Consider the following 22,068-nt stretch of genomic DNA (forward strand, 5'->3'; position numbering starts at 1 on the left):
GACAGCTTCCTTACTTTTATTTAACAGCGGTACCATCGGCGATTTCTTCATCGGCTTTACTCACTAGCCGCATGGTCGGATTAAGGTTGCCAAAGATTTCTACCTGTCCGTCAATGCTACGTCCTTTTTGCACGGGGACACGACTTGTTTTGTTGTCCACAACGGCGATGACAAAACTTCCTTCACCTGAGGTAAAAACCGCTGTTTTGGGGACAACAAAGGTGCTATCCTGAGAAGTCAGGGGCAACTCGACCTCAGCGACCATACCCGGGAGGAGTTTGTTGTTGGTATTGGTAATGTCGATTTCAACCCGTTCGGATCTGAATCTGCTATCCAGCGCCCCTGACTTGCGTGCGATCTTACCTGAAAACTGTTGGCCCGGTAAGGACTTTACAGTAAACTGCAGCGGTTGATCCGCTGCCAGGAAGCCGGCATATTGTTCGGGTACGGCAACAGCCAAGCGGAGCTTGCTCTGTTGCTGGATGGTCATGATGGGCATCTCCGAACCTCTGCCCGCTGGTCCGACATAGGCACCCTGATTGACATTACGTGTCGCGATAACACCATCAAATGGAGCACGTATTTCGAGGTAGTTCAATAGATTCTGGACCTCTGCATAGGCTGATTTTGCCGCCTGAAATTGGGCAAAATCAGCATTCTTTTTCGCTTCGGCGACCTCAAGATCCAGTCGGGCTACAGTACCTTCGACTTTACTGGTTTCGAACAGTCTATCGTAGGTACTTTTGGTGGCCATGTAAATCGCTTCCTGCGACTTTAACCTTGATTTTGCAGCCGACAACTGTGAACTCAATTCCGGTGCCTCAAGTACAGCTAACAGCTGCCCAGCATGAACCCGACTGCCAATATCAACTTTTAATGCCCGTACATAACTGCTCACTTTGGCATAAATTTCCACCTGCTGAAATCCGCTGATCTCGCCCGGTATCTGCATTTTATTCGTTAGTTTCTGTTTGGACGGCGCAAATGTTTCCATTGCTGGACTTGCCGTTACTGCTGCTACTTTAGTGCTGTTTTCCTCGGCAGCGGACTGACATCCGGTTAAGTAGGCGAGCAAGCCTACTGCGGATAATATTTTTAGGAGATTGTGTTTCATGATAAAGGTTTTAATGCTGCGATATAATGTTTACTTTCTTTGTCTTCGGGATCTAAGGAGATCGATTGAGTGCTACTTTTCTCTTGTGCCCAGGCAAATATTAAAGGTAAAATCACCAGTACGGCAAAGGTGGAAAAGAGTAAACCGCCGATAACGGCTCGTCCCAATGGAGCTACCTGTTCACCGCCATCACCATGACCGATGGCCATCGGCAACATCCCGACAATCATGGCCAAACTGGTCATAATAATAGGACGTAGACGCAGCGAGGCTGCTTCGCGTGCTGCTGCCAGTGCATTTTGATTGTGTTTGCGGATATGCTCGGCATTGGTGATCAATAGTACCGCATTGGCGATGGATACACCCACAGACATAATAATACCCATATAGGATTGCAGATTAAGCGTTGAACCGGTCAATATGAGCATCAGCAAGGACCCAAGGACAACTGCTGGCACGGTAGTGAGAACAACCATGGATACTTTGAACGACTGAAAGTTGGCCGAGAGCATCAGAAATATCACAATAATTGCTACAGCCAGACCTGCCTGTAGGCTGTCCATGGTTTCATTTAATACTTTTCCCAATCCGATTTGCTCCACCGAAAGACCGCGTGGAAGTTCGCCCAAAGCTTTGATACTACGTTGTACATCATTGGAGGCGGTTTTTAGATCGGTATGATCGATATTAGCCGTGACAGAAATGTAGGGCATGGCACCTAAGTTGTCGTTCTCACCATAAGTATAGGATGGCGTAATGGTTGCAATATCGCTCAGTATCGGCCTTGACGAGTTTTTTAACAATGGAATTTCACCGATCTCTTGCTCATCTTTCATTTTATCAATGGGAACCTGTACTTGCACGTTGTAGGACAACCCTGCTTTTTCATCAATCCAGGTATTTTTTTCTGTATAACGGGAGGAGGATGTGGCCGCGATCAATGATCGGGTCACTTCAGCAAGGTCAATACCGAGCTGAGCGGCACGTACCCGGTCAATATTGATATCATAGGACGGGTATTTGATGGATTGCGCCAGCTGTACATCCCTGAAATAGGAAATAGCTTTCAGCTCTTCGATTAATTTACCGGCATATTTCTCATTGTTCTTTTTGTTCTTGCCGGCAATTCGCACCTCGATCGGTGTCGGTGAACCTTGGCTCAGGACTTTATCGGTGAGTTCGATGGGTTCAAAGGAAACTTGCACATCTGGAAGAGCGGCCTTGAGTCGCTTTCTGTATTCATCGCGGAAGCTGTCCATATCGTGCTCGTAATCTTTAAGAGCGATTTGAAAAACTGCCTCATGAGGCCCGGCCATAAATAGGTAGATCGGCGATACGGAGAACTGCCCGGGGTGCTGACCAATGTACACGGAGGAGATTCCTATATGTTCTTTTCCAACAAGTTTTTCAAGTTCGGCCAATGCGCGTTTGGCTTTCTCCTCAGTACGTTCGATGCGGGTTCCTTCAACAGCACGCAGCCGCATCTGAAATTGACTTGAATTGACCTTTGGAAATACGTCCTGTCCAATCGTATTGAGCAAAACGAGTACCAGGCTTATGGCTCCGGCTAGGTAGACGACGGTGATAATTTTCTTCTGTTTGAACAGTCTGTCGATCATTTTCATAAACCGATTTCTGAAACGTTCAAACAGGCTGATCTTGCCATCATTGTTAAAATCTTCCCGTTCGACAAGAAGTTTCTTCTGATTCAGGGTATCTTGTTCGGATTCAACGGATAGACCCGTTTCGGCAAATTTTACTTCATCTGCATTCAGTCCTTTTGGATTTATTTTATGTGGACCGGTCTTGTGATGATCTTTCATCAACCAGTTGGCCATGATCGGTACAAATGTTTGTGACAACAGGAATGAGATGATCATGGAGAATCCAATGGATAGGGCTAAGGGTAAGAATAGGGATCCCGGAATACCTGTCATTGTAAATGCAGGCGCAAATACGGCTAGGATACACAATAAAATCAACAGCTTTGGCAGGGCAATTTCCTTACAGGCATCCCAGATTGCCAATGCTTTGGGTTTGCCCATATCGAGGTGCTGGTGTATATTCTCTATCGTCACCGTACTCTCGTCAACGAGGATACCGATTGCCAGTGCCAATCCACTCAGTGACATTAGATTGATCGTCTGTCCAAATAGTTTCAGGAAGAGTACGCCCGAAATAACAGAGATTGGGATTGTTAGGATAACGATTAAAGCTGCTCTACGGTCGCCCAAAAATAATAAGACCATTAGGCCAGTGAGTATTGCTCCGATAGCGCCTTCGGTAATCAAGCTTTTGACGGAGTTGATGACATAGACGGATTGGTCAAATTCATAGGATAATTTGACATCTTCGGGCAGGGTATTCTGTATTTTTGGAAGTGCGGCCTTCAGATTTTGTACGACTTCCCAGGTGGAGGCATCGCCAGCTTTGGCAATGCTGACGTAGACTGATCGTTTACCATTAACCAATGCATAACCTGCCGTAACATCGGCACCATCTTTTACTGTAGCTATATCACCCAGATAGAGATTTTGTACGCCGCCTTTAAATAGCGGGATTTTCTCAAACTCCTTCACATCACGAATGGTGTTGTTGGTGGGTGTAATGTAGTTTTTATCTTTTATACGGACATTTCCGGCAGGCGCGGTCTGGTTGTTGAGTTTTAAAGCCTCGACGACCTGATCGGGGGTCATATTGTGACTGCGCATCAGATCAGGATCGACATTGACTTCGATTGTACGTGGACTACCTCCAAATGGTGGCGGGGAAAGTAATCCCGGTATGGAGGTAAAAGAAGCCCGTACATAGACATTGGCTAGATCCTGTAGTTCGTTGTTGGAGCGTTTATCACTGCTGAGTACCAGTTGTCCTACAGGGAGCGAAGAGGCGTCAAACCGGATAATAAAGGGTGGTTGCGATCCCGGGGGGAAGGAGGCCTGGATACGATTGGCCAATGCGCTCAATTCGGCGGCAGCCTGAGCCATGTTGGTGTCTTCGTAGTAGGAGATCTTCATTAAGGTCAGCCCCTGAATGTTTTTGGTCTCTATGGATTTGACTCCGTTGGCAAAGAGCAGGATATTGACGTAGTTTTTAGCAAAATAAGACTCCATCTGATCTGGAGAATAACCTCCAAAGGGGTGCGCAATATAAATAACAGGAAGGTTCATTTTGGGTAAAATGTCTACCTTGATCGTGCGTACTGCGCCTATTCCAAATACAATAAGTCCCATGACCAACACAAGGATGGAGATTGGCTTACGTAAGGCAAAACGGATTAAATTCATGCGGTGTTATTTATAGTTCTTTGTTGAAAATATCGAAATCTCCAGCTGCTGCGGCTTTCAGCAAAAGTGATTGCCAGAGGTTGATATGGACGATTTCGCGATCTGTCTCGGCTCGATTAAGTGTATATAGGGTCTGGGTGACATCCACAAGTGTCGCCAGACCGTTTTTGTACATAGCCATCTTTTGATTGTAGGCCTGTTGGGCCGCTGATACCTGTCGCGGGGCTTCGATATCGCTCTGTTGTGCTAGTCTGATCTTAACGTCGGCGGCATCCAGCTGGGCAACAAATTGTGCTGCGGTGGTTTGATATTCCTCCCGTAAAGCATCGTTAGTATAGCGTTGTGCGCTGATTTTTTTGTTGATTCGGGCGATCGTGGTTAAATTCCAGTTGATCCCTAGGCCCAAAAGGTAGTTTTGTCGGTTGGGGCGGATACCATCCCAGTAGTTTCTTGTAAAGGCATGGAGGTCTGTCGTGTAATCGCTTTTGAAGCCAGAGCCTCTTGCCTGGAAAACACCGAAGGCCGATATGGTGGGCAGATATTCCTTGTTTGACAGTCGCAGCTGTTGTTCACCAACTTCAATCCGGCTTTTGTAATATTGAAGCACGGGGTTATTGTCCACCAACGTCGGGTCGGTCGTCAGTAGCTGAGTGGGTGTTTTTGTGACCAGTGCAGTGTCAATCTGAAGGTCTGTAGCGTTGATCCCCATCAGTACCGTTAATTTGTTGTTTTGCTCCTTCACATTCTCTCCGGCCTGATTCAAGCTGATCTTCGCGCGGGATACTTCTGCCGAGGCCAAGGTTGAATCGACACCGGGCAAAATCCCATTCTTGGCTTTGGTGGCCGCAATGTTGAAGAATACCAGCGCACGCTCCAGGTTTTTCTGTTGATTTTTTTGAAGGCGCTGGCTTGCCAGAAGATTCAGGTAGGCTGCAGCAATCTTGATCTTATGTTGGAATTGTTCTTGCTGGAGGTCAATTTCCAATCGTTTGCTGTCCGCTTTACTCAATTCGATGCGCTCTTTTCTGCGGCCAAAGGTGTAGATATCCCAATTGATGTTGGCAAGATAAAGCGCTCCAAAAGCGGAATTCCAATTTTGCTCCGGAAGTGCCGCACCCGAAGAAGCGACGCCAAGCCCTCCAAATCCATACAAGGGACCATTCTGTCCGTTGATGGTTCCATAATCTTGTTGGGCTGCAACGGTCAAATTAGGCCAGAAGTCGCGTTTTACCTGTTCGTTGGTCTGTAGTGCTGACTGGACATAATACGCCTTTGCCTTAATAATTCCATAATTTGCAAGACCTTGGTCTACAGCATCACGGATGGTAAGCTTTTGTGCAAATGAGGTTGAGGTCGCAAGTGATACAGCCAATGACAACACTAAATTCAATTTCAGCATAGGTTATATATCATTTTATGGAAACGAAGATAGGACTGAAGCTCGTTGTATAGTCGGTTTAAAATGATCTATGGCATTTAAAAGTGACCAATGTAATTCGTCATTTATTTTTCGGTTGTTATAAACTTAATACTTTTACTTTGTAACAGATTTTTAACAAAATAAGGGAGTATGAGAAAAGTTCTGGAAAATAAGATCATACAGGAAACCTTCTTACTGGTTTTCTCGTTTATCCTCTTTACATTGAATGATTGGATTCTGATTTTGAGCTGGAAAGGCTTCTTCATGGGGGTGATCTATTTTTTGATCTTATATATTCATGCGCAGGTGAATCGTTTTTTTCTGCTGCCGCTTCTGCTCAAAAAGAATAAAGCCATACTATATGCGCTATCCTCTATAGCCATATTGCTGGTATTTGCCTTGGTTTTAAAAGAAATAACCGAGAATTTTATCTATAAGAACTGTTTTCTATATAAGAGTATTGCGCAGAAAACATTTCACTATCAGTTAGGTGTATTATTAGGTTCGTTGATCTGTATTTTGGGGAGTATCCAATTTATTGAATTCTATCGTTTCCAGCGGTTGAAAACACGACGGGAACTGCTCTCCAATCAGACGCAATTGTCTAATCTGAAAAAACAGCTGAATCCACATTTTTTGTTTAATACCTTAAATACCATCCATGGTATCAGCCTTAAATTCCCAGAACGTACCTCCGAACTGATTATAAAGGTATCGCAACTATTGCGTTATCAGATGGAAAGTAGCGACCGGGAGTTTGTTTCAATAGATGATGAGATTGACTTTATATCGAGTTATATTGAATTGGAACGCGAACGTCTGGGCTATCGAACCAAGATTGACTTTGATTTTCAACGGGAAGAGGGAATCAAGTATCAGATTGCACCGATGCTTTTGATCACATTTGTAGAGAATGCCTTTAAGCATGGTACCTGTAGTATAGAAGATTGTTACGTAGCAATTTCGATCAGGATTGAACAAGGTAACTTATATTTGCATGTACGAAATTCGGTTCCAGTGAAAAAGCGGAATGTTTTTTCAGCAAAAATAGGTCTGGAAAATACGATAGCCCGATTGAAATTGCTCTATCCCAACCGCTATCAGTTAAATACAAATGCAAGTAAAGAGGAGTTTGAGGTGTCTTTAGTTATAAATCTTTAGCCATGGAGAAAAATCGCTGTATTGTGGTTGACGACGAACCAGCAGCACATTATGTATTGGTAAATTATATTGAAAGAAGTGCTGATCTGGAATTGGTTGCTCAATGCTATAATGCCTTTGAAGCACTGGAATATCTGCGCAATAACCGGGTTGACCTGATCTTTCTGGATATTGATATGCCCGAGATTACCGGAATGGAATTTTTGAAAATGTTGGACAATCCTCCCAAAACGATCTTGACAACAGCTTATTCGGAGTACGCATTGGAAAGCTATGACTATGGGGTGGTGGACTATTTGTTGAAACCAATATCTTTTCCCCGTTTTATTAAGGCTGTACAGCGCTTTCTATCTTTTAACCAAAGTACAATACCACAGGAGGAGGAACCAAAAACAATTAGTATCCGTATGGATGGACGGTTGATTGAGGTGAAGCTTTCTCAGATCGATTTTATCCAGAGTTTTGGTAACTACGTAAAAATCGTGACACCGGCGCAGACTTACCTTACTGCCAGTACCACCCAACAGATTTTAACGCAGGTGCCTGCGTCCAAATTTATCCGCATCCATAAATCGTATATTGCCCCCATCAATAAGGTCAGCAAGTATGAACATGGTGTGGTTCACATCAATGATAAACGCTTACCTGTTGGGATCACCTTTAGAAGGGAACTACAGGAACGTTTAGGGAATAGATAAGCTTACTCTCCGGCGCTTACCTGAGGAAGATGTCGTACCGGGAAATTCACTGAATTTGCGATAAAACAATATTCATTGGCTTTTTGGTGGAGAGCTATTGCTTTGGCGATCATTTCGGGTTGCTGTACACGGATCGAGGGACTAAGAACAACCTCTTTAAAGAAGCCCATGCCACTTTCTTCCTCCATCATTGTTGCTGTGGCATGGTCAATATACGATTCCACGATAACATTGTTGACCGAACAGAAATGGAGATACCATAACATATGGCAGGAAGACAAGGACGCAAGTAAAAGGTCTTCGGGATTGTGTTTGTTTGGATCGCCACGAAAGGCAGGATCAGAAGAGCCCTGGATAATCACTTTGTCTTTTATGCTGACCTGGTGGCTTCGTTCATAATTTTTATAATGATCTGTACCACTTCCTAGATTGCCCGTCCATTCGACGGTCGCTTTATATTGATGTTCTTTCATCGAGAAATGATGTATTTATCGTTTATTCCATGTGAAGTTATAAAATATCCGAAATATTTTTTTGTGTATATTCTAAATGTCCAGAAAGTGCTGGTCTGAGTAAGTGTTGAAAACAAATATATAGAGACCTGTAAGGATTATAGCGCTTCCCGTCCCTTGTGAACCGCTGGTTGCGCATTTGGCCCAAGAAGGGACCAAAGATTTATTAAATAGCCGATCGTAGAGCAGGGGGTGAAATTGCCGGAATCCTTGGTTCGACGATACGGATAGACTATATTTGTTATATACCAATCAGCATGATTATATGGATCAACATATATTGGCGGAGAGCATCCTGAATCAGATTGATCTTAATGCGGAGGAGCTGGAGCTTTTCTTTTCAAGTGTCAAATTGAAAAAGGTCAAGAAAAAACAATTTTTGTTGTTGGAGGGGGATGTGAGCCGTTATGCGTTATTTGTCGTTTCGGGCTGTCTGCGCAGTTATTGCGTGGATGAAACTGGGTATCAATATATTCAGCAGTTTGCACCCGAAGGTTGGTGGATAGGGGATATGTATAGCCTTGTCACGGGTAAACCAGGCTATCTTGCCGTAGATGCTATATTTGATTCCGAAATCGCTATGATCGCAAAAACGGACCTGAATAGGTTATATGTAGAGATCCCAAAATTGAACATCTATTTTAGGGTACTAGCGGAAAATGCCTTGGTATATTACCAAAGCCGTGCCATGGAAAACCTCCGTTTGACAGCAAGGGAGCGCTATGAACGATTTTGTACACGCTATCCTAGCTTGATCGCCTGTCTTCCGCAAAAGCAAGTGGCCGCCTATATTGGCGTGACCCCCGAATTCTTAAGTAAGATGCTGAATCAATAAGCGAAATCTACCATTTTTCCTGTAGCAATGCTTCCAGCTTGCTGATTTCCTCTTGGTACATCGTTTTCTTGCGTGTGCCGAAATAAAGGGTATTCTCAACCGGAGATTGACCTTCCCAAACCAGTTTAATTTTGCCGGAGGCAATAGCTTCCGCACATAAAAAATCAGGAACAATAGAAAAGCCTTTGTTATTGCTCAGACAACGTATAATGGAACTGATATTTGGTACAATGTAATTGGGGCTGAAATCAGGATGTTCGCCAAAATGTGTTGACCAGAAATTCCTGAGGTGATCCATATCCGCTGCGGTACTGTACCATAGCTGTTTTTTTAAGAGCTCAGAAGCTTCCTTAATCTTGTTGTCGTGCAATAAAGCTTCGAGCGCTGTTGTATCTGTTTGGCAGCCTGCGATCAGTACGATGCGCTCTTTTGAAAAGGGCTGATAGACTAAATTCTGCTGATTGCCTTTTTGCGGTGTAATAATTAGATCGAGTAGCCCATTATCCAGATCCTGTTGCATCTGAGGATATTCGCCGAATTTAATAATGAGGTTAAAGGGAAGCTGGGCAATATGCTCTTCAAGTGTGTATTGAAAGGTTTCAAAACACATACCAACGCTGATAGTAATACGCTCATCCAGTGCCCGATTGTGAAAATGTTGCTCGCCTATTTCCAGCTTTTTAAGCGGATCTATAATATAATTATATAAAATTTTTCCCTTCTCTGTAGGTACCATACGACGTGCTGACCGATCGAAAAGCTTGTGCCCTGTAAAGGCTTCCAACGAATTGAGGTGTAGACTCACACCAGGTTGCGAAATAAATAATTCCTGTGCGGCTGCTGACAGTGTGCCTGTCTCATAAATCGCCTTAAATGTACGAAGCCATTCTAAGTTCCATTTCATATCTATTATTTTAATGATACAAATATACAATTTAAATTATTTGTATTATCTATAAAAATGATAGAAATTTGTGTTATCAATAATAAAAATAATAGAGATGAATATATTTATTATCAATGGCGGACAGGAGTTCGCACACTCCGGTGGTTCTTTTAATACCACAATTACAAATTGGACGGAGCAGACTTTAGTTAAAAATGGATTTAAAATCCGTGTAACCAATGTAAATGATGCGTTTGACGCAATGGTCGAAGTTGAAAATTTCAAATGGGCGGATATCATTGTTTATCACTTCCCGGTATGGTGGTTTCAGGTGCCTAACCGTCTAAAGCTTTATATAGATGAAGTGTTTACAGCCGGGCACAATAATGGAATCTATCGGAGTGATGGCCGTTCACGTAAGAACCCAGCAATCAATTACGGTACCGGTGGATTGATGCATGGGAAAAAATATTTTGTAACCTCAAGTTGGAATGCGCCGGATACCGCCTTTACGTTGGAAGGTGAGTTTTTTGACCAACATTCTGTTGATGAAGGGGTTCTGTTTGGCTTTCATAAGATGAATCAATTTGCAGGACTGGAAAGTATTGGAAGTTTCCATTTCCACGATATGGAGAAAGGTGCAACGCAGGAGCGTGTGGATAACTATGAAAAGGAATATAAGGCATATTTGGAAGAGGTATTTTATTTTGAAACTCAGTTATCATGAAGATCTATATAACCGCTATTTTAAAGGCGAATCCAGCATTTCGGGAGGAAGTCATTGTTGCATTGCAGCGTATGGTCGAGGAGAGCCGAAAGGAAGCTGCTTGTATTCAATACGACCTGCATCAGGTGGATGCGGATGAGAATCAGTTTATTTTTTATGAAATCTGGGAAAACCGGACCGGACTGGATGCACATAATCAGCAACCCTATATTCAGGCATTTGGGGAAATGGCAGAAGAGAAGCTACAAGAGGCACCACAGATTTACTTAATGGAAAAAATAGCCTAATTCCATTTTGACTGGGCGAACAAAATTTATAATCTAAACTGGGATATGTTGGGTATTAAAAACTGTTGAAATCATTCGTGTTAGCGTTACGGAGTGCAGATCGTTTATTGCTATTTAGTAACACGAATGATTTTATTGGTTCCTTTTTCAACGCCAAGAGTAAGGGGATTCCGTTGCTTCAGACTCTCTTGTAAAAGAGATAACTGATCTTTCCGCTCGTTACCTTTGTTATCCAGCCAGAAAGAAGAAGCCATCATACCAATCTGTATTCTGTAAACCGAGTCTTGTTCGGGCACTGCCTGTTCAATCACCTGGTTTTCATACCAAATTAGATTTTCATCATTCGTTTTGACCGAACATGAAAATAACAATAGACCGAAGATTAATAGCGTGGCTGATTTAAAAAAATGCTTAAGTGTAAAATCCATCAACGTTTGTTTTGTAATTAAATCTACAGTTTTTTTTCATCGATATGAATTTTTTATTCATTATTCGATTTTCTCTTTAAGGTATTATTCATAAGTATTTATAGTCAATGGCATTCATGAGCTCGTTTTGCTCGGGTATTCATTCCCAGTGATATTATTCGTTCACAATTTATTTTTTTGTACTTATTTCATACCTCCCTCTTAAAATCTGCTAAATCTAGTACAGATACTGTGCTGTCGGTTATTTTCATGCTGTTGTAGATGCACTGTAATGTGGGATTGATGTCTATGTTTGATGAACCTGATTTGAATTGATGTGATCTGTTCTAAAAGTTGGTTTTTGTATGTCGATAGGCAACTTCAAGGTGATCGAGGAACTGAAATAACTTATTGTTCATTTCGGTATAGTCGTAACCACGGATTTGATCTGGAGTCTGCACAAATTTATCCTGTTTGCTTTTGCGCAGAAGATCTTTCTCTGCCTGAATTAACAGTTCGACAACCTCCGCATTGAGTTCCATATGGCATTGGAAGCCATAAACTAGGTCGGTATATCTTACGATCTGTCGAGGGCAACCTGTACTAACCGCAAGAACTTGACTTGCTGGACTGAGTCCCGGCATATCATTATGCCAGTGACCGACAGGTAGAAATTCGCCAAAATGCCCAACTTTCGGATCTGCTAAACCGTCTTGAGTAAGTTGGATCCCAAAGACGCCTATTTCTTTCTCTGGACTCGGTTCGTATGCTGCCTCCAGGGCTTCGCCAATTAATTGTGCTCCCAAACAGACCCCAACAACGGCTTTTCCAGCATAGATACATTGCCTGATCAATGCGATTTCAGCGTGCGCATCATAATAGGGATATTCTTGTTGAGACGAATCTGGATTTTGGGGACCACCCATAATAATCAATAAGTCTATCATCGTGCCGTCTTGTGGTAGCGCCTCATATTGATATACCTTGGAGAAACTCGTTTTATGGTGTCGTGCTAATGCCCATTGTAAATAGGCTCCAGGGGCTTCGAAATCTTCATGTTGTATAAAATGCACATTCATAAGCTCTATTTTTAAATCAAATTCTCGTTCCAATAATAGCTATCGGGGGTATTTCGTTGTCCGAATATTGCCGTACCTACCCGTACAATAGTTGCGCCTTCGGCAATTGCTATTTCCAGATCCCCGCTCATTCCCATGGATAATTCTTGCATCGATACATTCGGAATATCGAGCATAATGATTTGTTGTTGAATCTGTTTGAGCAACTGGAAACACTTACGGACTTGATCAGCTTCGGCACTCAGGAGGCCGATCGTCATCAATCCTTTTATGTGTAAGCTGTTCAGAGGGGCGATCTGCCTGACGAGGTCAATGACCTGAGCTGGGTCAGCACCATATTTACTTTCTTCGTAAGATGTATTGACCTGGATGAGTATATCAATGGTTTTATTTTCGGCAGTGAGTCGCTGATGGAGCTTTTGAGCTAAATCGAAGCGGTCTACAGAATGCACACAGGAGACATCATATCTAAGGATGTCTTTGATTTTATTGGTTTGTAAGTGCCCGATAAAATGATTATGATGTGGAATTTCCTTTAGGTCTTCGTATTTATCCTTTAACTCCTGCACTTTGTTTTCGGCAATCAAGGTCTGTCCGGCTTGTAAGGCGATTTTAATACGATCCGCTGTTACAGTTTTTGTTGCGAGCAATAATGTTACTTCTTGTGGATCTCGACCACTATTCTGGCAAGCCTTTTCGATACGATGAAGTATCGTTTTTATATTGTCACTGATAGTCGCGTTCATAGTTTGAAATTAATTGTTAATGACGCTTTTTTTCATCATAATATCGGTTTGTTCATCATCACCTAATCTGAAAATATGTTTATCAAAGGCTACAAAGCCATTTTTATGATAAAAACTGATTGCACGATGATTTTCCTCCCATACACCCAGCCAAATAAACCTAACATTTTTTAACCTAGCGATATCCAATGCTTTTTCATAAAGAAGCTGCGCTACTTTTTTTCCATGAAATTCTTGTAATACATAGATACGTTCTATTTCCAGTGCATGCTCATCTTGTAATTCTGTTTGCGCCTGTTTACTGTTTATTTTGAGGTAGCCAATGATCCTATTACCGAGTTGTGCAAAATAAAACTCCGATCCTTGATTGCTCAATTCAGCCAATAGGGTTTCATTTGAAAATTTCTCCGCGATGTATTTGGCCATATTAGCTGCTGTATTGACTTCGGAAAATGTCTCGATGAAGGTCTGCTGAGCGATACTCTTCAATAGATCAATATCTGTCATTTTCACTTTTAGAATTTTTATGTTTATTGAATTTTTGTCCATTTGTCTGTATGTAATAAATTAAGACTGCAAGTTCCTGATTGATTTAGCGATGCTCTTTTCGACAGGATTGTCCCCTTTTTCTAAATAGGCGGCTATACGTTCTCTCTCTGCAGCAGTTTTGTTCTGACTGATCTTTTTTTGCCCTTGTAGATCCGTTACTTCCAATTCGAAGGCGACGATGCCACGCATCATGCCTTTTTTAAAACGGTCCGAGAGTCCTTGCCATTGGGTCAAATAGTCACTGTCATAAGACTTGATCATCTGTTCAAGCACTTCTGTTTTTTCGTCCTCATTATTTATAATCCGTGCTGTCCCGTAGGCATGTACAGCAATATAGTCCCAGGTGGGAACGCTTTCTTCTTTGTCATAATGCATAGGGGATATATAAGCATGTGGTTCTGAAAAAATAACCAACGAAGTGTTTTCTACGATATAGCTGGCCTGCTCATTTGCTACAGCAAAATGTGAACTTAAAAATAACTTATCTGCTTGCTCTTTGATCTGGAAGGGAAGTTGTGTCGCTATAGGAGTATTGTCCTTAATGGATACAATCGTTGCAAAACTATATTGTTTCATAAATGCGATCTGTTCAGTATAGTCTTTAAATTGAAAATGTTTGGGTACGTACATGCCATGCGTATTTTTTGATCATATCAAAAATAAGGTTAAAGTGAAGGGAATAAATGGTCCAAATCCAATAAAGTGGATAGTCCAGTGATAATTTTAGTGGGTATAATTGAGATTGTTGGTTATATTTACCTTGATGATAGTAACAGGAGAAATGGCGAAAGAGAATTACGTATTGCGGCGCTTGGCTCCAGTACAATGGGAAGATTATAAGAAGATTAGGCTGGAGGCGTTGCATACAGATCCCGGGGTATTTGGAAGTAATTACCAACGAGAGGCGGCATACAGCCAGCAGGATTGGGTAGCACTACTTGAGAATGAAAATTGTGCGATGTTTGGACTATACGATCAAGACGATATCGTCGGACTGACTGGTGTGGTGATGGATCGTAATGATGCCTCAAATGCTATTCTGATTGCTTCTTTTGTTCGCGAACCTCATCGCGGAAAAGGACTGTCAAAATTATTTTACCGGGCACGTATTGCATGGGCCCGCGAGAAAGGTTGCGCACGGATCACCGTATCACATCGCGCTGGGAATGAATCTTCAAAGGCAGCTAATCAAGCCTTTAATTTTACCTATACACATTCCCGCGAGGTTGAGTGGCCGGATGGTACTGTCGCAGCTGAACTAATGTATGTGTTGGTTTTATAATGATCAGCCAACGAGGTCTGTTGTATTTCGTTTCTTGTTAACTGGCGAATTTTTTAGCACCCCCTACGCAAAGTATGACAGCAATGGTAACGAATAGCATGCCAATACTTACTTCTTCGCGAAGTAGGCTGGCCGCTAAGATGAGACCAAAGAAGGGTTGAAGAAGCTGTAGCTGTCCAACAGAGGCAATGCCACCCTGGGCCAACCCTTTATACCAAAAGATAAAGCCAATAAACATGCTAAAGAAGGAAACGTAAGCAAGACTTGTCCAAGCCCCAATGCCTACATGTGCTATCGTGGTTGGAAGAAAGATATAAGTCAGGGGCAGAGCTACCGGCAATGAAAATACCAATGCCCAGGAAATTACTTGCCAGCCGCCCAATGTCTTTGAAAGCTTGCCCCCTTCGGCATAACCCAGTCCACAAAGAATAACAGACAGCAGCATGAGTATATCACCAACAGGAGAGGAAGATATGCCCTGCATAAGCGCATAGCCTACAACAAAAAGACTGCCCAATATCGAAAAGATCCAGAACACCGGGCGGGGACGCTCGCCACCACGAATGATACCAAAAACAGCAGTTGATACGGGAAGTATACCTACAAAGACAATGGAATGCGCGGAGGTCACATAGCGTAGGGCCAAGGCACTTAATAAGGGGAAACCAATGACTACGCCCAAGGCTATAATGCCAAGGGATAAAAACTGTGTCTTTTGAGGGAATTTTTCCTTGTTGATCAATAATACGATAAGGGCGAGTATGCCTGCGATCGTAGCACGGGCTACGGTCACAAAAAATGGATCTAAATCTAAGACTGCGATCCGTGTTGCGGGCAATGATCCACTAAATATAATGACGCCCAGTAAACCGTTTAGCCAAGCATTGGATGATTTCGTTACTTCTGTATTTCTGCTCATTGTCAGATGATCTATATTTTGATACAAATCTCGCGAATAGTTAATATTGAGCACAGTTACAGTTTTTGTTTAATTAATGGATACAGTTATATTTACAACATGGGAAAAGACTTTCTATACAGTATTTTGGCTCAAAATATAGCGAGTAAAATAAAAAATGGTGTTCTCAGGCCCAATGAACGGCTACCGTCGGTGCGCATGTTGAGTAAAGAACATGGCATTAGCATGAATACCGCTAAGCGGGTATTCCTCGCATTGGAAGCGCAATCACTAATTTATTCGATACCACAGTCAGGGTATTTTGTGAACGCGTTGACTCAATTCAGATTACAACTGCCCGAAACTGGCCAGATACGGCTTGTGGAGGATAGTGTTGAACCAAATGAGCTGATCAGTAGTGTTTACGCCAATATGGGAAGAAAGGATCTCACGTTGTTTTCCATCGGTGTCCCTTCAGGAGATTTACTGCCTTTGGCGAAATTAAAAAAGGAAATCTTACTCGCAAGCCGGGAATTGGATGCTGGTGGTGCTGAATATGAACCTCTACAGGGGAATTTGAAATTGCGTAGGATGGTAGCGGCCCGTTCCCTGAGCTGGGATGGCCGATTGACAGCGGATGATGTCATTACGACGAATGGCTGTATGCATGCTTTATCGCTCTGTCTGATGGCATTGACCAAGCCCGGAGACACGATAGCATTAGAGAGTCCCTGCTACCCCGGTATTTTGCAGCTGGTTCTGAGTTTGGGTTTGAAGGTTATTGAATTGACCTGCGATCCGATCTTGGGAATTGATGTACAGTTGTTGGAAGATTTGTTGCCAGAAATCAATGTGTGCCTGCTGGTGCCGAATTTCAATACGCCATTAGGCTATTGTATGCCCGATAGAAATAAAATGGAAGTGGTCAGGTTACTTGCTAAGCACGCTATTCCCCTGATTGAGGATGATACTTATGGTGATATCTATTTTGGCAGCGAACGTCCCACTTGTTGTAAAGCCTTTGACGAAGAGGACAATGTGTTATGGTGTGGCTCGGTCTCAAAAACATTGGCCCCTGGTTACCGGGTGGGCTGGGTGGCTGCGGGGAAATATAAGGATCAAATTCTCCGTTTGAAATTAATCCATGCGCTGTCGTCCACAACATTGATTCACGAGGCAGTGGGGAATTTTCTGAAAACAGGGCGATACGAACATCATCTTCGTCAGTTACGGAAAACGTTGCTGGAAAACTATCAACGGTTCGCCCATGTGATTGCGGAATCTTTTCCGGAAGGAACGCGGATAAGTAGACCACAGGGAGGGTTAGCACTCTGGGTTGAGCTGCCAAAAAGCATAGACACGACAAAGCTTTACAACTACGCATTAAAAAAGAAAATAAGTATCGCTCCGGGGAGAATGTTCACCCTGCAAAATCAATTTCAAAATTGCATGCGCCTCTGCTTAGGACTACCCTGGACGGATGAACTCCGTTTTGCACTGGTACAGTTGGGAACTCTAGCCAAAATGATGCACCATGCCAATAAAACTGATCCAGAAGTCGAGCTCAGGCTTTAATATTATTTATCCATGTTTTTAGGCTGATATTGGGGTACATGATCCACTTTTGCAAATAGGTGTGGGCCATTCATATCAATGCCTGCAGCCAGGAAATCATTGAGAATATGTTGATAAATTTCGGATTTGGCCAGTTCAATTTCACCTGATTTGGAAATATAAACATTCAGCTCGTAGAGAACATAAAAATCATCTAGTTTTTTTTGTAAGACAAATGGTGCCGGAAGTTGATTGACACGTGCTATACGTGAGGGAATATTTAAGAGCAATTCGTGTATCCGTTGCCAAGGCTCTTCATAGCCCACGGTGAGTTCAACCTGAAAACATATTCCTTCTTCTGAAAAGGTCGAATAGTTAACCGTATTGCCCGATAGGATGGAGGAATTTGGAATGGTGATTTCCTCATTTTTAATTGTCCTTAACCGGGTTACCAGGGGTGATTTTTCAATGACAACACCTGTCTTATCCGCAATTGTGATCCGGTCACCGATACGGAAAGGGCGCATATAGGTAATGACAAGACCCGCAATAATATTTGAAATAGCAGAGGATGATCCCAAAGAGAATAGTACTCCGATAAAAACAGATATTCCTTTGAAGATATCAGAGTTTGCTCCCGGAAGATAGGGAAATACGAGTACCAATGTAAAGGCCTGTAGCAGAAACCGGACAATGGTAAAGGTAGGCATGGCAAACTCCCGGTGAAAGCCATTGATCTCTAATTTTCCTTTATCAATTTCGTTGAAAATATATTTCACAAACCGTACGGCATAACGCATGACAAAGAGAATGACAAAAACGGTGATCAGATTTGGTACGGGTTTTCTGAACAGAGGTTAGGAACACGTAATTTTTGATCTTAACATCTTTGATCCGCTCTGTACGTTCGGCCAATAGACGATTCGTGCCATATCTTTTTAGTCTATTGATAAAATACACCAAAATCGAAAAGACCACAAGGATAAGGAGAACAAGTCCTGTACGGATCAGCACTTTGGTAATGCTATTGTCCGCTCTTTCCTGACTGATAGCCTGTTGGATACGCTTGAGGTATTGTGTGGCAATCTCTTCTTTGCTTTTCCCTTCCAGTAGGGCATCAAGTTCTGTGATGGAAGTAATGATCAGATCTTTGAAAACAATATCGGCGCTGATTTCGTTGTTTTCGATTTTGAAGGAATCTACTTTTACAAAATCATCTTCATAGAGATTCTCAATTCTGTTGACCACATTGTAGGCGCGATCTTTGGCCAGGGATGAGCCTAATTTGTTATAGATATAAAAAAGGGTGTCATTAAATGGTGCGACGGCATAACGCTTAGTGTTTTTTTTGATCGAGTCAACTTTGATTTTTAACTGCTGCTTGCGCAAGTTGTTTTCTTCGTCAAAGTCATTGAGTTGCTGTTTTAGATTTTCTTTCTTGGGACTATTCTGACTTTTAAGATTAGCGATTTCATGCTGTAATTTCTGACGTTCGAGTGAATCGTTGATCTGTTGTTGTCGGATATCATTTAATAAAGTGCTTAAACCAAGTTCTTTTTTATTGATTGAATCGTTTTCCTGCGCATAAAGCCCAACGATTGTTGAACAGAAGCATAGTATAATCGTAAAGAAAAAAATGTAAAATCTTCTCATATTCTCCAAGGTAAAATTGACTCCAATCGATCAGCTTAACTTAGCTGATCCTGATCGGATAGCCAAAGATAATAATGTTTTTTGTTGAACCCAGTTATCGGATGTTCTAATCTTTTTTCGATTATCTTTTTTATCCGCTAATCTATGGGGGGACCTGCTGCAATATGATATAAATTGCATATAAAATGATACGAAGAGGCTGCTGAATGTCAGTTATTCCAACGTTATTTGTTGTGAAGCTTATATTTTTCTTTAGGCATTTTTAATGATTCTTTTTTATGCCTGAAAACAGCTAAGCCGCTAATTTTATCAAAATATATGATTAAACCCTTTAAAAAACCTATTTTTAAGATGAACAAACTCGGAAAAGTGAGTATTTGTTGCTTGTTAGCTTGTATATCGAGCTTTTTTGATGCACAGGCGCAACAGAGAAAAGCTCCAGCTTACCCATTGATTACCCACAATCCAAACTTTAGTATCTGGTCAATGACGGATCAGTTGAATGCATCAACCACCAAACATTGGACCGAAGCAGATCATTCACTATTGGGACTGATCAATGTCGACGGCAATATTTATCGTTTTCTTGGTAAGGAGGAACCCAATTATAAAACGATTCTTCCCACTACGGAAGATCAGTCTTTTACTGTACAATATACCGAGTCTAAACCCGAAGGAGATTGGCAGTCCTCTTCTTATAAAGCCAGTGGCTGGAAATCAGGTGCTGCCCCGCTAGGAGACGATCAAAAACATGTCAAGACTTTGTGGAAATCGGATGATATCTGGGTACGTCGTGCCTTTAATGTGACCGATCCGCAAGGCATCAACGAACTCTTCTTAAAATTAAACCATGATGATAATGTCGTGGTGTTTTTAAATGGGAAAAAGGTTTATGAAAAGGCGGGCTGGACAAACAGCTTCCAGTATTTGCCGATAAATAAGTCGGACCTAAAGGCGGGTCAAAATCAGATCGCTATTCATCTGCGCAATACTGCCGGAGGCCGTTTTCTTGACTTTGGACTAGTAGATAGGCTTAAAGAGGGGGGACCTAAAATACAAACTGCCATACAGAAAGATGTGGAGATAACAGCCACACGTACCATATATAACTTCCAGGCAGGCAAAGTCGATCTGAAGCTCACATTTACATCGCCGCTGTTGATGGATGATCTTAATCTATTGGCTCGTCCTGTATCTTATATTACTTATCAGGTAAAAGCAAATGATGGAAAACAACATGCTGTAAAAGTCTTTTTAAGTGCGGCATCCAACATTGCGGTTTATAAACCATCACAGGAGGTCGTTGCTAAAAAATATGAGACTGACAAATTAGCTATTTTGAAAACAGGAACAGTCGAACAACCTATGTTGCAAAAAGGAGCCGATGATATGCGTATTGACTGGGGCTATTTTTATGTTGCCGCACCCAAAAAAGATCAGTCGCAGCAGTTTGTAAGTCCAATGGCAACGGCTGTGGATGACTTTAGAAAAGGGAATACAAAATCAACTAGTACAAGGGGAACAGCATTATCCTTGAATACAATTATTCCTTTTGGGACGGTGGGCAACAAGGAAATAGAACGTTTTGTTGAACTTGGCTATGATGAGATTTATGCGATCCAATATTTCAAAAATAACCTACGTCCTTGGTGGAATAATTCTGGTAAGGAAACCATTGAAAATCAGCTTACCTTAGCGGCCAATGACTATCGCTCCGTAATGGATAAGTGTGTTGCTTTCGACAAACAAGTTTATGCCGATGCTTTGAAATCAGGAGGAGAGGAATACGCACATTTAACAACACTGGCTTATCGTCAGAGTATTGCTGCGCATACCTTGGTGAAAAGTCCACAGAATGAATTGCTCTGGTTGTCCAAAGAGAACAACAGTGGCGGTTTTATTAATACGGTTGATGTTACTTATCCCTCAGCACCCTTATACTTGATCTATAATCCGGAATTGTTGAAAGGCATGTTGACAGGTATCTTTTACTTTAGTGAAAGTGGCAAATACCCTCACCCTTGGGCAGCCCATGATCTGGGTACATATCCATTGGCCAATGGACAGACTTACGGCGAACCAATGCCGGTCGAAGAGTCTGGGAATATGATTATCTTGACCGCTGCGATTTCAAAAGTACAGGGGGATGCAAGCTATGCACGCAAGCACTGGAAGACGCTCACCACTTGGGTAGACTATCTTGTAAAGGATGGTTTCGACCCTAAAACGCAATTATGTACAGATGATTTTGCGGGCCATCTTGCCCGTAACGTAAACTTATCGGTAAAGGCTATTGTGGGGATTGCCTGTTATGCGCAAATGGCTGAAGCGATCGGCGAAACTGAGACGGCGAAGAAATATCGTGCCATTGCGGAGGAGATGGTGCCAAAATGGATGGAAATGGCAGATGCCGGAGACCATTACGCGTTGACATTTGACGATAAAAATACCTGGAGCCAAAAATATAACCTGATTTGGGACAAGGTGCTGGGACTAAATCTGTTTCCACAGAAAGTCTATGACACGGAGATCAAGTATTACCTTACTAAGCAAAGTAGATTTGGAATTCCATTAGATAGCCGAAAAGCATATACCAAAAATGACTGGATTTTGTGGACAGCAACATTTGCACCAACACGGGATGAATTCGAAGCATTGGTGCATCCGGTGTACAACCATGCGATCCAAACAGAATCACGTGTTCCACTAAATGATTTTTACGATGCGAATACGGGGATACGTGAGAATTTTAAAGCGCGTAGTGTTGTAGGTGGTTTTTATATGAAGATGCTATCGGATAAACTTCAGCAAAAATAGGGAGATGAATAGCTTTTAAAAAGTAATTCAGTTTGATATAAAAAATTAAGGGAACCAAGGGTTCCCTTTTTTTGATAGACTATAGCTTTCTAATAAAAAACAGCAACAGAAATTGAGGTTATCGGTTTTCAGATAATCGAGGATTAGATCAATCCG

21 protein-coding genes are annotated in these 22,068 nt (G+C 42.2%); 8 read left to right on the plus strand and 13 right to left on the minus strand.

Features of this window, described 5'->3' with window-relative positions; translation table 11 throughout:
• Nucleotides 1–16: 16 nt before the first annotated feature.
• From BWD42_RS10880 to BWD42_RS10890, 3 genes are read right to left on the minus strand one after another with little or no spacing between them, the layout of a single operon-like run.
• Entirely contained in the window at nt 17–1,114 is a 1,098-nt protein-coding gene (locus BWD42_RS10880) for an efflux RND transporter periplasmic adaptor subunit (RefSeq protein WP_077436179.1), read from the minus strand.
• Complete coding sequence (locus tag BWD42_RS10885; RefSeq protein WP_077436181.1) at nt 1,111–4,401, minus strand: efflux RND transporter permease subunit; 3,291 nt, start codon at nt 4,399–4,401, stop codon at nt 1,111–1,113. The genes BWD42_RS10880 and BWD42_RS10885 overlap by 4 nt, the downstream gene beginning before the upstream one ends.
• Before the next feature lie 10 nt (nt 4,402–4,411).
• The gene (locus BWD42_RS10890; RefSeq protein ID WP_077436183.1) at nt 4,412–5,800 is read right to left on the minus strand and encodes a TolC family protein; all 1,389 of its coding nucleotides are present in this window, start codon (nt 5,798–5,800) and stop codon (nt 4,412–4,414) included.
• A gap of 171 nt (nt 5,801–5,971) precedes the next feature.
• Between BWD42_RS10890 and BWD42_RS10895 the strand changes: the two genes are divergently transcribed.
• Nucleotides 5,972–6,982: a sensor histidine kinase gene (locus BWD42_RS10895; protein WP_077436185.1), complete on the plus strand. Its 1,011-nt coding sequence runs from the start codon at nt 5,972–5,974 to the stop codon at nt 6,980–6,982.
• 2 nt (nt 6,983–6,984) lie between these two features.
• Entirely contained in the window at nt 6,985–7,680 is a 696-nt protein-coding gene (locus tag BWD42_RS10900) for a LytR/AlgR family response regulator transcription factor (protein WP_077436187.1), read from the plus strand.
• A gap of 2 nt (nt 7,681–7,682) precedes the next feature.
• On the opposite strand, the gene BWD42_RS10905 is transcribed toward BWD42_RS10900, so the two are convergent.
• A complete protein-coding gene (locus BWD42_RS10905; protein ID WP_077436189.1) occupies nt 7,683–8,153 on the minus strand; it encodes an OsmC family protein in 471 nt (156 codons plus the stop codon).
• A gap of 304 nt (nt 8,154–8,457) precedes the next feature.
• On the opposite strand from BWD42_RS10905, the gene BWD42_RS10910 reads away from it, so the two are divergent.
• A complete protein-coding gene (locus tag BWD42_RS10910) occupies nt 8,458–9,027 on the plus strand; it encodes a Crp/Fnr family transcriptional regulator (RefSeq protein WP_077436191.1) in 570 nt (189 codons plus the stop codon).
• 7 nt (nt 9,028–9,034) lie between these two features.
• Here BWD42_RS10910 and BWD42_RS10915 read toward each other — a convergent pair whose 3' ends face one another.
• Nucleotides 9,035–9,931, minus strand: coding sequence for a LysR family transcriptional regulator (locus tag BWD42_RS10915; protein ID WP_077436193.1), 897 nt, complete (start codon nt 9,929–9,931; stop codon nt 9,035–9,037).
• A 97-nt stretch (nt 9,932–10,028) separates the two neighbouring features.
• On the opposite strand from BWD42_RS10915, the gene BWD42_RS10920 reads away from it, so the two are divergent.
• Entirely contained in the window at nt 10,029–10,640 is a 612-nt protein-coding gene (locus BWD42_RS10920; protein WP_077436195.1) for an NAD(P)H-dependent oxidoreductase, read from the plus strand.
• The gene (locus tag BWD42_RS10925; protein WP_077436197.1) at nt 10,637–10,927 is read left to right on the plus strand and encodes a putative quinol monooxygenase; all 291 of its coding nucleotides are present in this window, start codon (nt 10,637–10,639) and stop codon (nt 10,925–10,927) included. The genes BWD42_RS10920 and BWD42_RS10925 overlap by 4 nt, the downstream gene beginning before the upstream one ends.
• A gap of 110 nt (nt 10,928–11,037) precedes the next feature.
• Here BWD42_RS10925 and BWD42_RS10930 read toward each other — a convergent pair whose 3' ends face one another.
• From BWD42_RS10930 to BWD42_RS10950, 5 genes are all read right to left on the minus strand, one after another.
• Nucleotides 11,038–11,355 (minus strand): hypothetical protein, encoded by a 318-nt coding sequence (locus tag BWD42_RS10930; protein WP_077436199.1) that lies wholly within the window; start codon nt 11,353–11,355, stop codon nt 11,038–11,040.
• Nucleotides 11,356–11,681: 326 nt separating this feature from the next.
• Nucleotides 11,682–12,413: a glutamine amidotransferase-related protein gene (locus tag BWD42_RS10935; RefSeq protein WP_077436201.1), complete on the minus strand. Its 732-nt coding sequence runs from the start codon at nt 12,411–12,413 to the stop codon at nt 11,682–11,684.
• Nucleotides 12,414–12,424: 11 nt separating this feature from the next.
• Nucleotides 12,425–13,159 carry a YggS family pyridoxal phosphate-dependent enzyme gene (locus BWD42_RS10940; protein WP_077436203.1) on the minus strand — a complete coding sequence of 245 codons (735 nt, stop codon included), beginning with the start codon at nt 13,157–13,159 and terminating at the stop codon, nt 12,425–12,427.
• Nucleotides 13,160–13,168: 9 nt separating this feature from the next.
• Complete coding sequence (locus BWD42_RS10945) at nt 13,169–13,666, minus strand: GNAT family N-acetyltransferase (protein ID WP_254846217.1); 498 nt, start codon at nt 13,664–13,666, stop codon at nt 13,169–13,171.
• A 60-nt stretch (nt 13,667–13,726) separates the two neighbouring features.
• The gene (locus BWD42_RS10950) at nt 13,727–14,338 is read right to left on the minus strand and encodes an FMN-binding negative transcriptional regulator (RefSeq protein ID WP_077436207.1); all 612 of its coding nucleotides are present in this window, start codon (nt 14,336–14,338) and stop codon (nt 13,727–13,729) included.
• 133 nt (nt 14,339–14,471) lie between these two features.
• Between BWD42_RS10950 and BWD42_RS10955 the strand changes: the two genes are divergently transcribed.
• Nucleotides 14,472–14,990: a GNAT family N-acetyltransferase gene (locus BWD42_RS10955; protein WP_077436209.1), complete on the plus strand. Its 519-nt coding sequence runs from the start codon at nt 14,472–14,474 to the stop codon at nt 14,988–14,990.
• Nucleotides 14,991–15,027: 37 nt separating this feature from the next.
• Here BWD42_RS10955 and BWD42_RS10960 read toward each other — a convergent pair whose 3' ends face one another.
• Nucleotides 15,028–15,909, minus strand: a complete 882-nt coding sequence (locus tag BWD42_RS10960) for a DMT family transporter (protein ID WP_077436211.1) — start codon at nt 15,907–15,909, stop codon at nt 15,028–15,030.
• Between the two features lie 99 nt (nt 15,910–16,008).
• Between BWD42_RS10960 and BWD42_RS10965 the strand changes: the two genes are divergently transcribed.
• Nucleotides 16,009–17,463, plus strand: a complete 1,455-nt coding sequence (locus BWD42_RS10965) for a PLP-dependent aminotransferase family protein (protein ID WP_077436213.1) — start codon at nt 16,009–16,011, stop codon at nt 17,461–17,463.
• A gap of 2 nt (nt 17,464–17,465) precedes the next feature.
• On the opposite strand, the gene BWD42_RS10970 is transcribed toward BWD42_RS10965, so the two are convergent.
• Together BWD42_RS10970 and BWD42_RS10975 are read right to left on the minus strand one after the other, a co-directional pair.
• Nucleotides 17,466–18,221, minus strand: a complete 756-nt coding sequence (locus BWD42_RS10970) for a mechanosensitive ion channel family protein (RefSeq protein WP_175992027.1) — start codon at nt 18,219–18,221, stop codon at nt 17,466–17,468.
• Nucleotides 18,196–19,095, minus strand: coding sequence for a hypothetical protein (locus BWD42_RS10975; protein WP_077436217.1), 900 nt, complete (start codon nt 19,093–19,095; stop codon nt 18,196–18,198). Before BWD42_RS10975 ends, BWD42_RS10970 begins: the two co-directional genes overlap by 26 nt.
• A gap of 351 nt (nt 19,096–19,446) precedes the next feature.
• Here BWD42_RS10975 and BWD42_RS10980 point away from each other — a divergent pair, with 351 nt between their 5' ends.
• A complete protein-coding gene (locus BWD42_RS10980) occupies nt 19,447–21,912 on the plus strand; it encodes a glutaminase family protein (RefSeq protein WP_077436979.1) in 2,466 nt (821 codons plus the stop codon).
• Nucleotides 21,913–22,068 lie beyond the last annotated feature (156 nt).

The sequence above is a fragment of the Sphingobacterium sp. CZ-UAM genome (assembly GCF_002000245.1).
GTDB lineage: Bacteria > Bacteroidota > Bacteroidia > Sphingobacteriales > Sphingobacteriaceae > Sphingobacterium.

Coding starts and splice junctions, on each gene's coding strand:
- BWD42_RS10880 (WP_077436179.1), bottom strand. CDS start 1,114: ATGAAACACAATCTCCTAAAAATATTATCCGCAGTAGGCTTGCTCGCC.
- BWD42_RS10885 (WP_077436181.1), bottom strand. CDS start 4,401: ATGAATTTAATCCGTTTTGCCTTACGTAAGCCAATCTCCATCCTTGTG.
- BWD42_RS10890 (WP_077436183.1), bottom strand. CDS start 5,800: ATGCTGAAATTGAATTTAGTGTTGTCATTGGCTGTATCACTTGCGACC.
- BWD42_RS10895 (WP_077436185.1), top strand. CDS start 5,972: ATGAGAAAAGTTCTGGAAAATAAGATCATACAGGAAACCTTCTTACTG.
- BWD42_RS10900 (WP_077436187.1), top strand. CDS start 6,985: ATGGAGAAAAATCGCTGTATTGTGGTTGACGACGAACCAGCAGCACAT.
- BWD42_RS10905 (WP_077436189.1), bottom strand. CDS start 8,153: ATGAAAGAACATCAATATAAAGCGACCGTCGAATGGACGGGCAATCTA.
- BWD42_RS10910 (WP_077436191.1), top strand. CDS start 8,458: ATGGATCAACATATATTGGCGGAGAGCATCCTGAATCAGATTGATCTT.
- BWD42_RS10915 (WP_077436193.1), bottom strand. CDS start 9,931: ATGAAATGGAACTTAGAATGGCTTCGTACATTTAAGGCGATTTATGAG.
- BWD42_RS10920 (WP_077436195.1), top strand. CDS start 10,029: ATGAATATATTTATTATCAATGGCGGACAGGAGTTCGCACACTCCGGT.
- BWD42_RS10925 (WP_077436197.1), top strand. CDS start 10,637: ATGAAGATCTATATAACCGCTATTTTAAAGGCGAATCCAGCATTTCGG.
- BWD42_RS10930 (WP_077436199.1), bottom strand. CDS start 11,355: ATGGATTTTACACTTAAGCATTTTTTTAAATCAGCCACGCTATTAATC.
- BWD42_RS10935 (WP_077436201.1), bottom strand. CDS start 12,413: ATGAATGTGCATTTTATACAACATGAAGATTTCGAAGCCCCTGGAGCC.
- BWD42_RS10940 (WP_077436203.1), bottom strand. CDS start 13,159: ATGAACGCGACTATCAGTGACAATATAAAAACGATACTTCATCGTATC.
- BWD42_RS10945 (WP_254846217.1), bottom strand. CDS start 13,666: ATGACAGATATTGATCTATTGAAGAGTATCGCTCAGCAGACCTTCATC.
- BWD42_RS10950 (WP_077436207.1), bottom strand. CDS start 14,338: ATGTACGTACCCAAACATTTTCAATTTAAAGACTATACTGAACAGATC.
- BWD42_RS10955 (WP_077436209.1), top strand. CDS start 14,472: ATGATAGTAACAGGAGAAATGGCGAAAGAGAATTACGTATTGCGGCGC.
- BWD42_RS10960 (WP_077436211.1), bottom strand. CDS start 15,909: ATGAGCAGAAATACAGAAGTAACGAAATCATCCAATGCTTGGCTAAAC.
- BWD42_RS10965 (WP_077436213.1), top strand. CDS start 16,009: ATGGGAAAAGACTTTCTATACAGTATTTTGGCTCAAAATATAGCGAGT.
- BWD42_RS10975 (WP_077436217.1), bottom strand. CDS start 19,095: ATGAGAAGATTTTACATTTTTTTCTTTACGATTATACTATGCTTCTGT.
- BWD42_RS10980 (WP_077436979.1), top strand. CDS start 19,447: ATGAACAAACTCGGAAAAGTGAGTATTTGTTGCTTGTTAGCTTGTATA.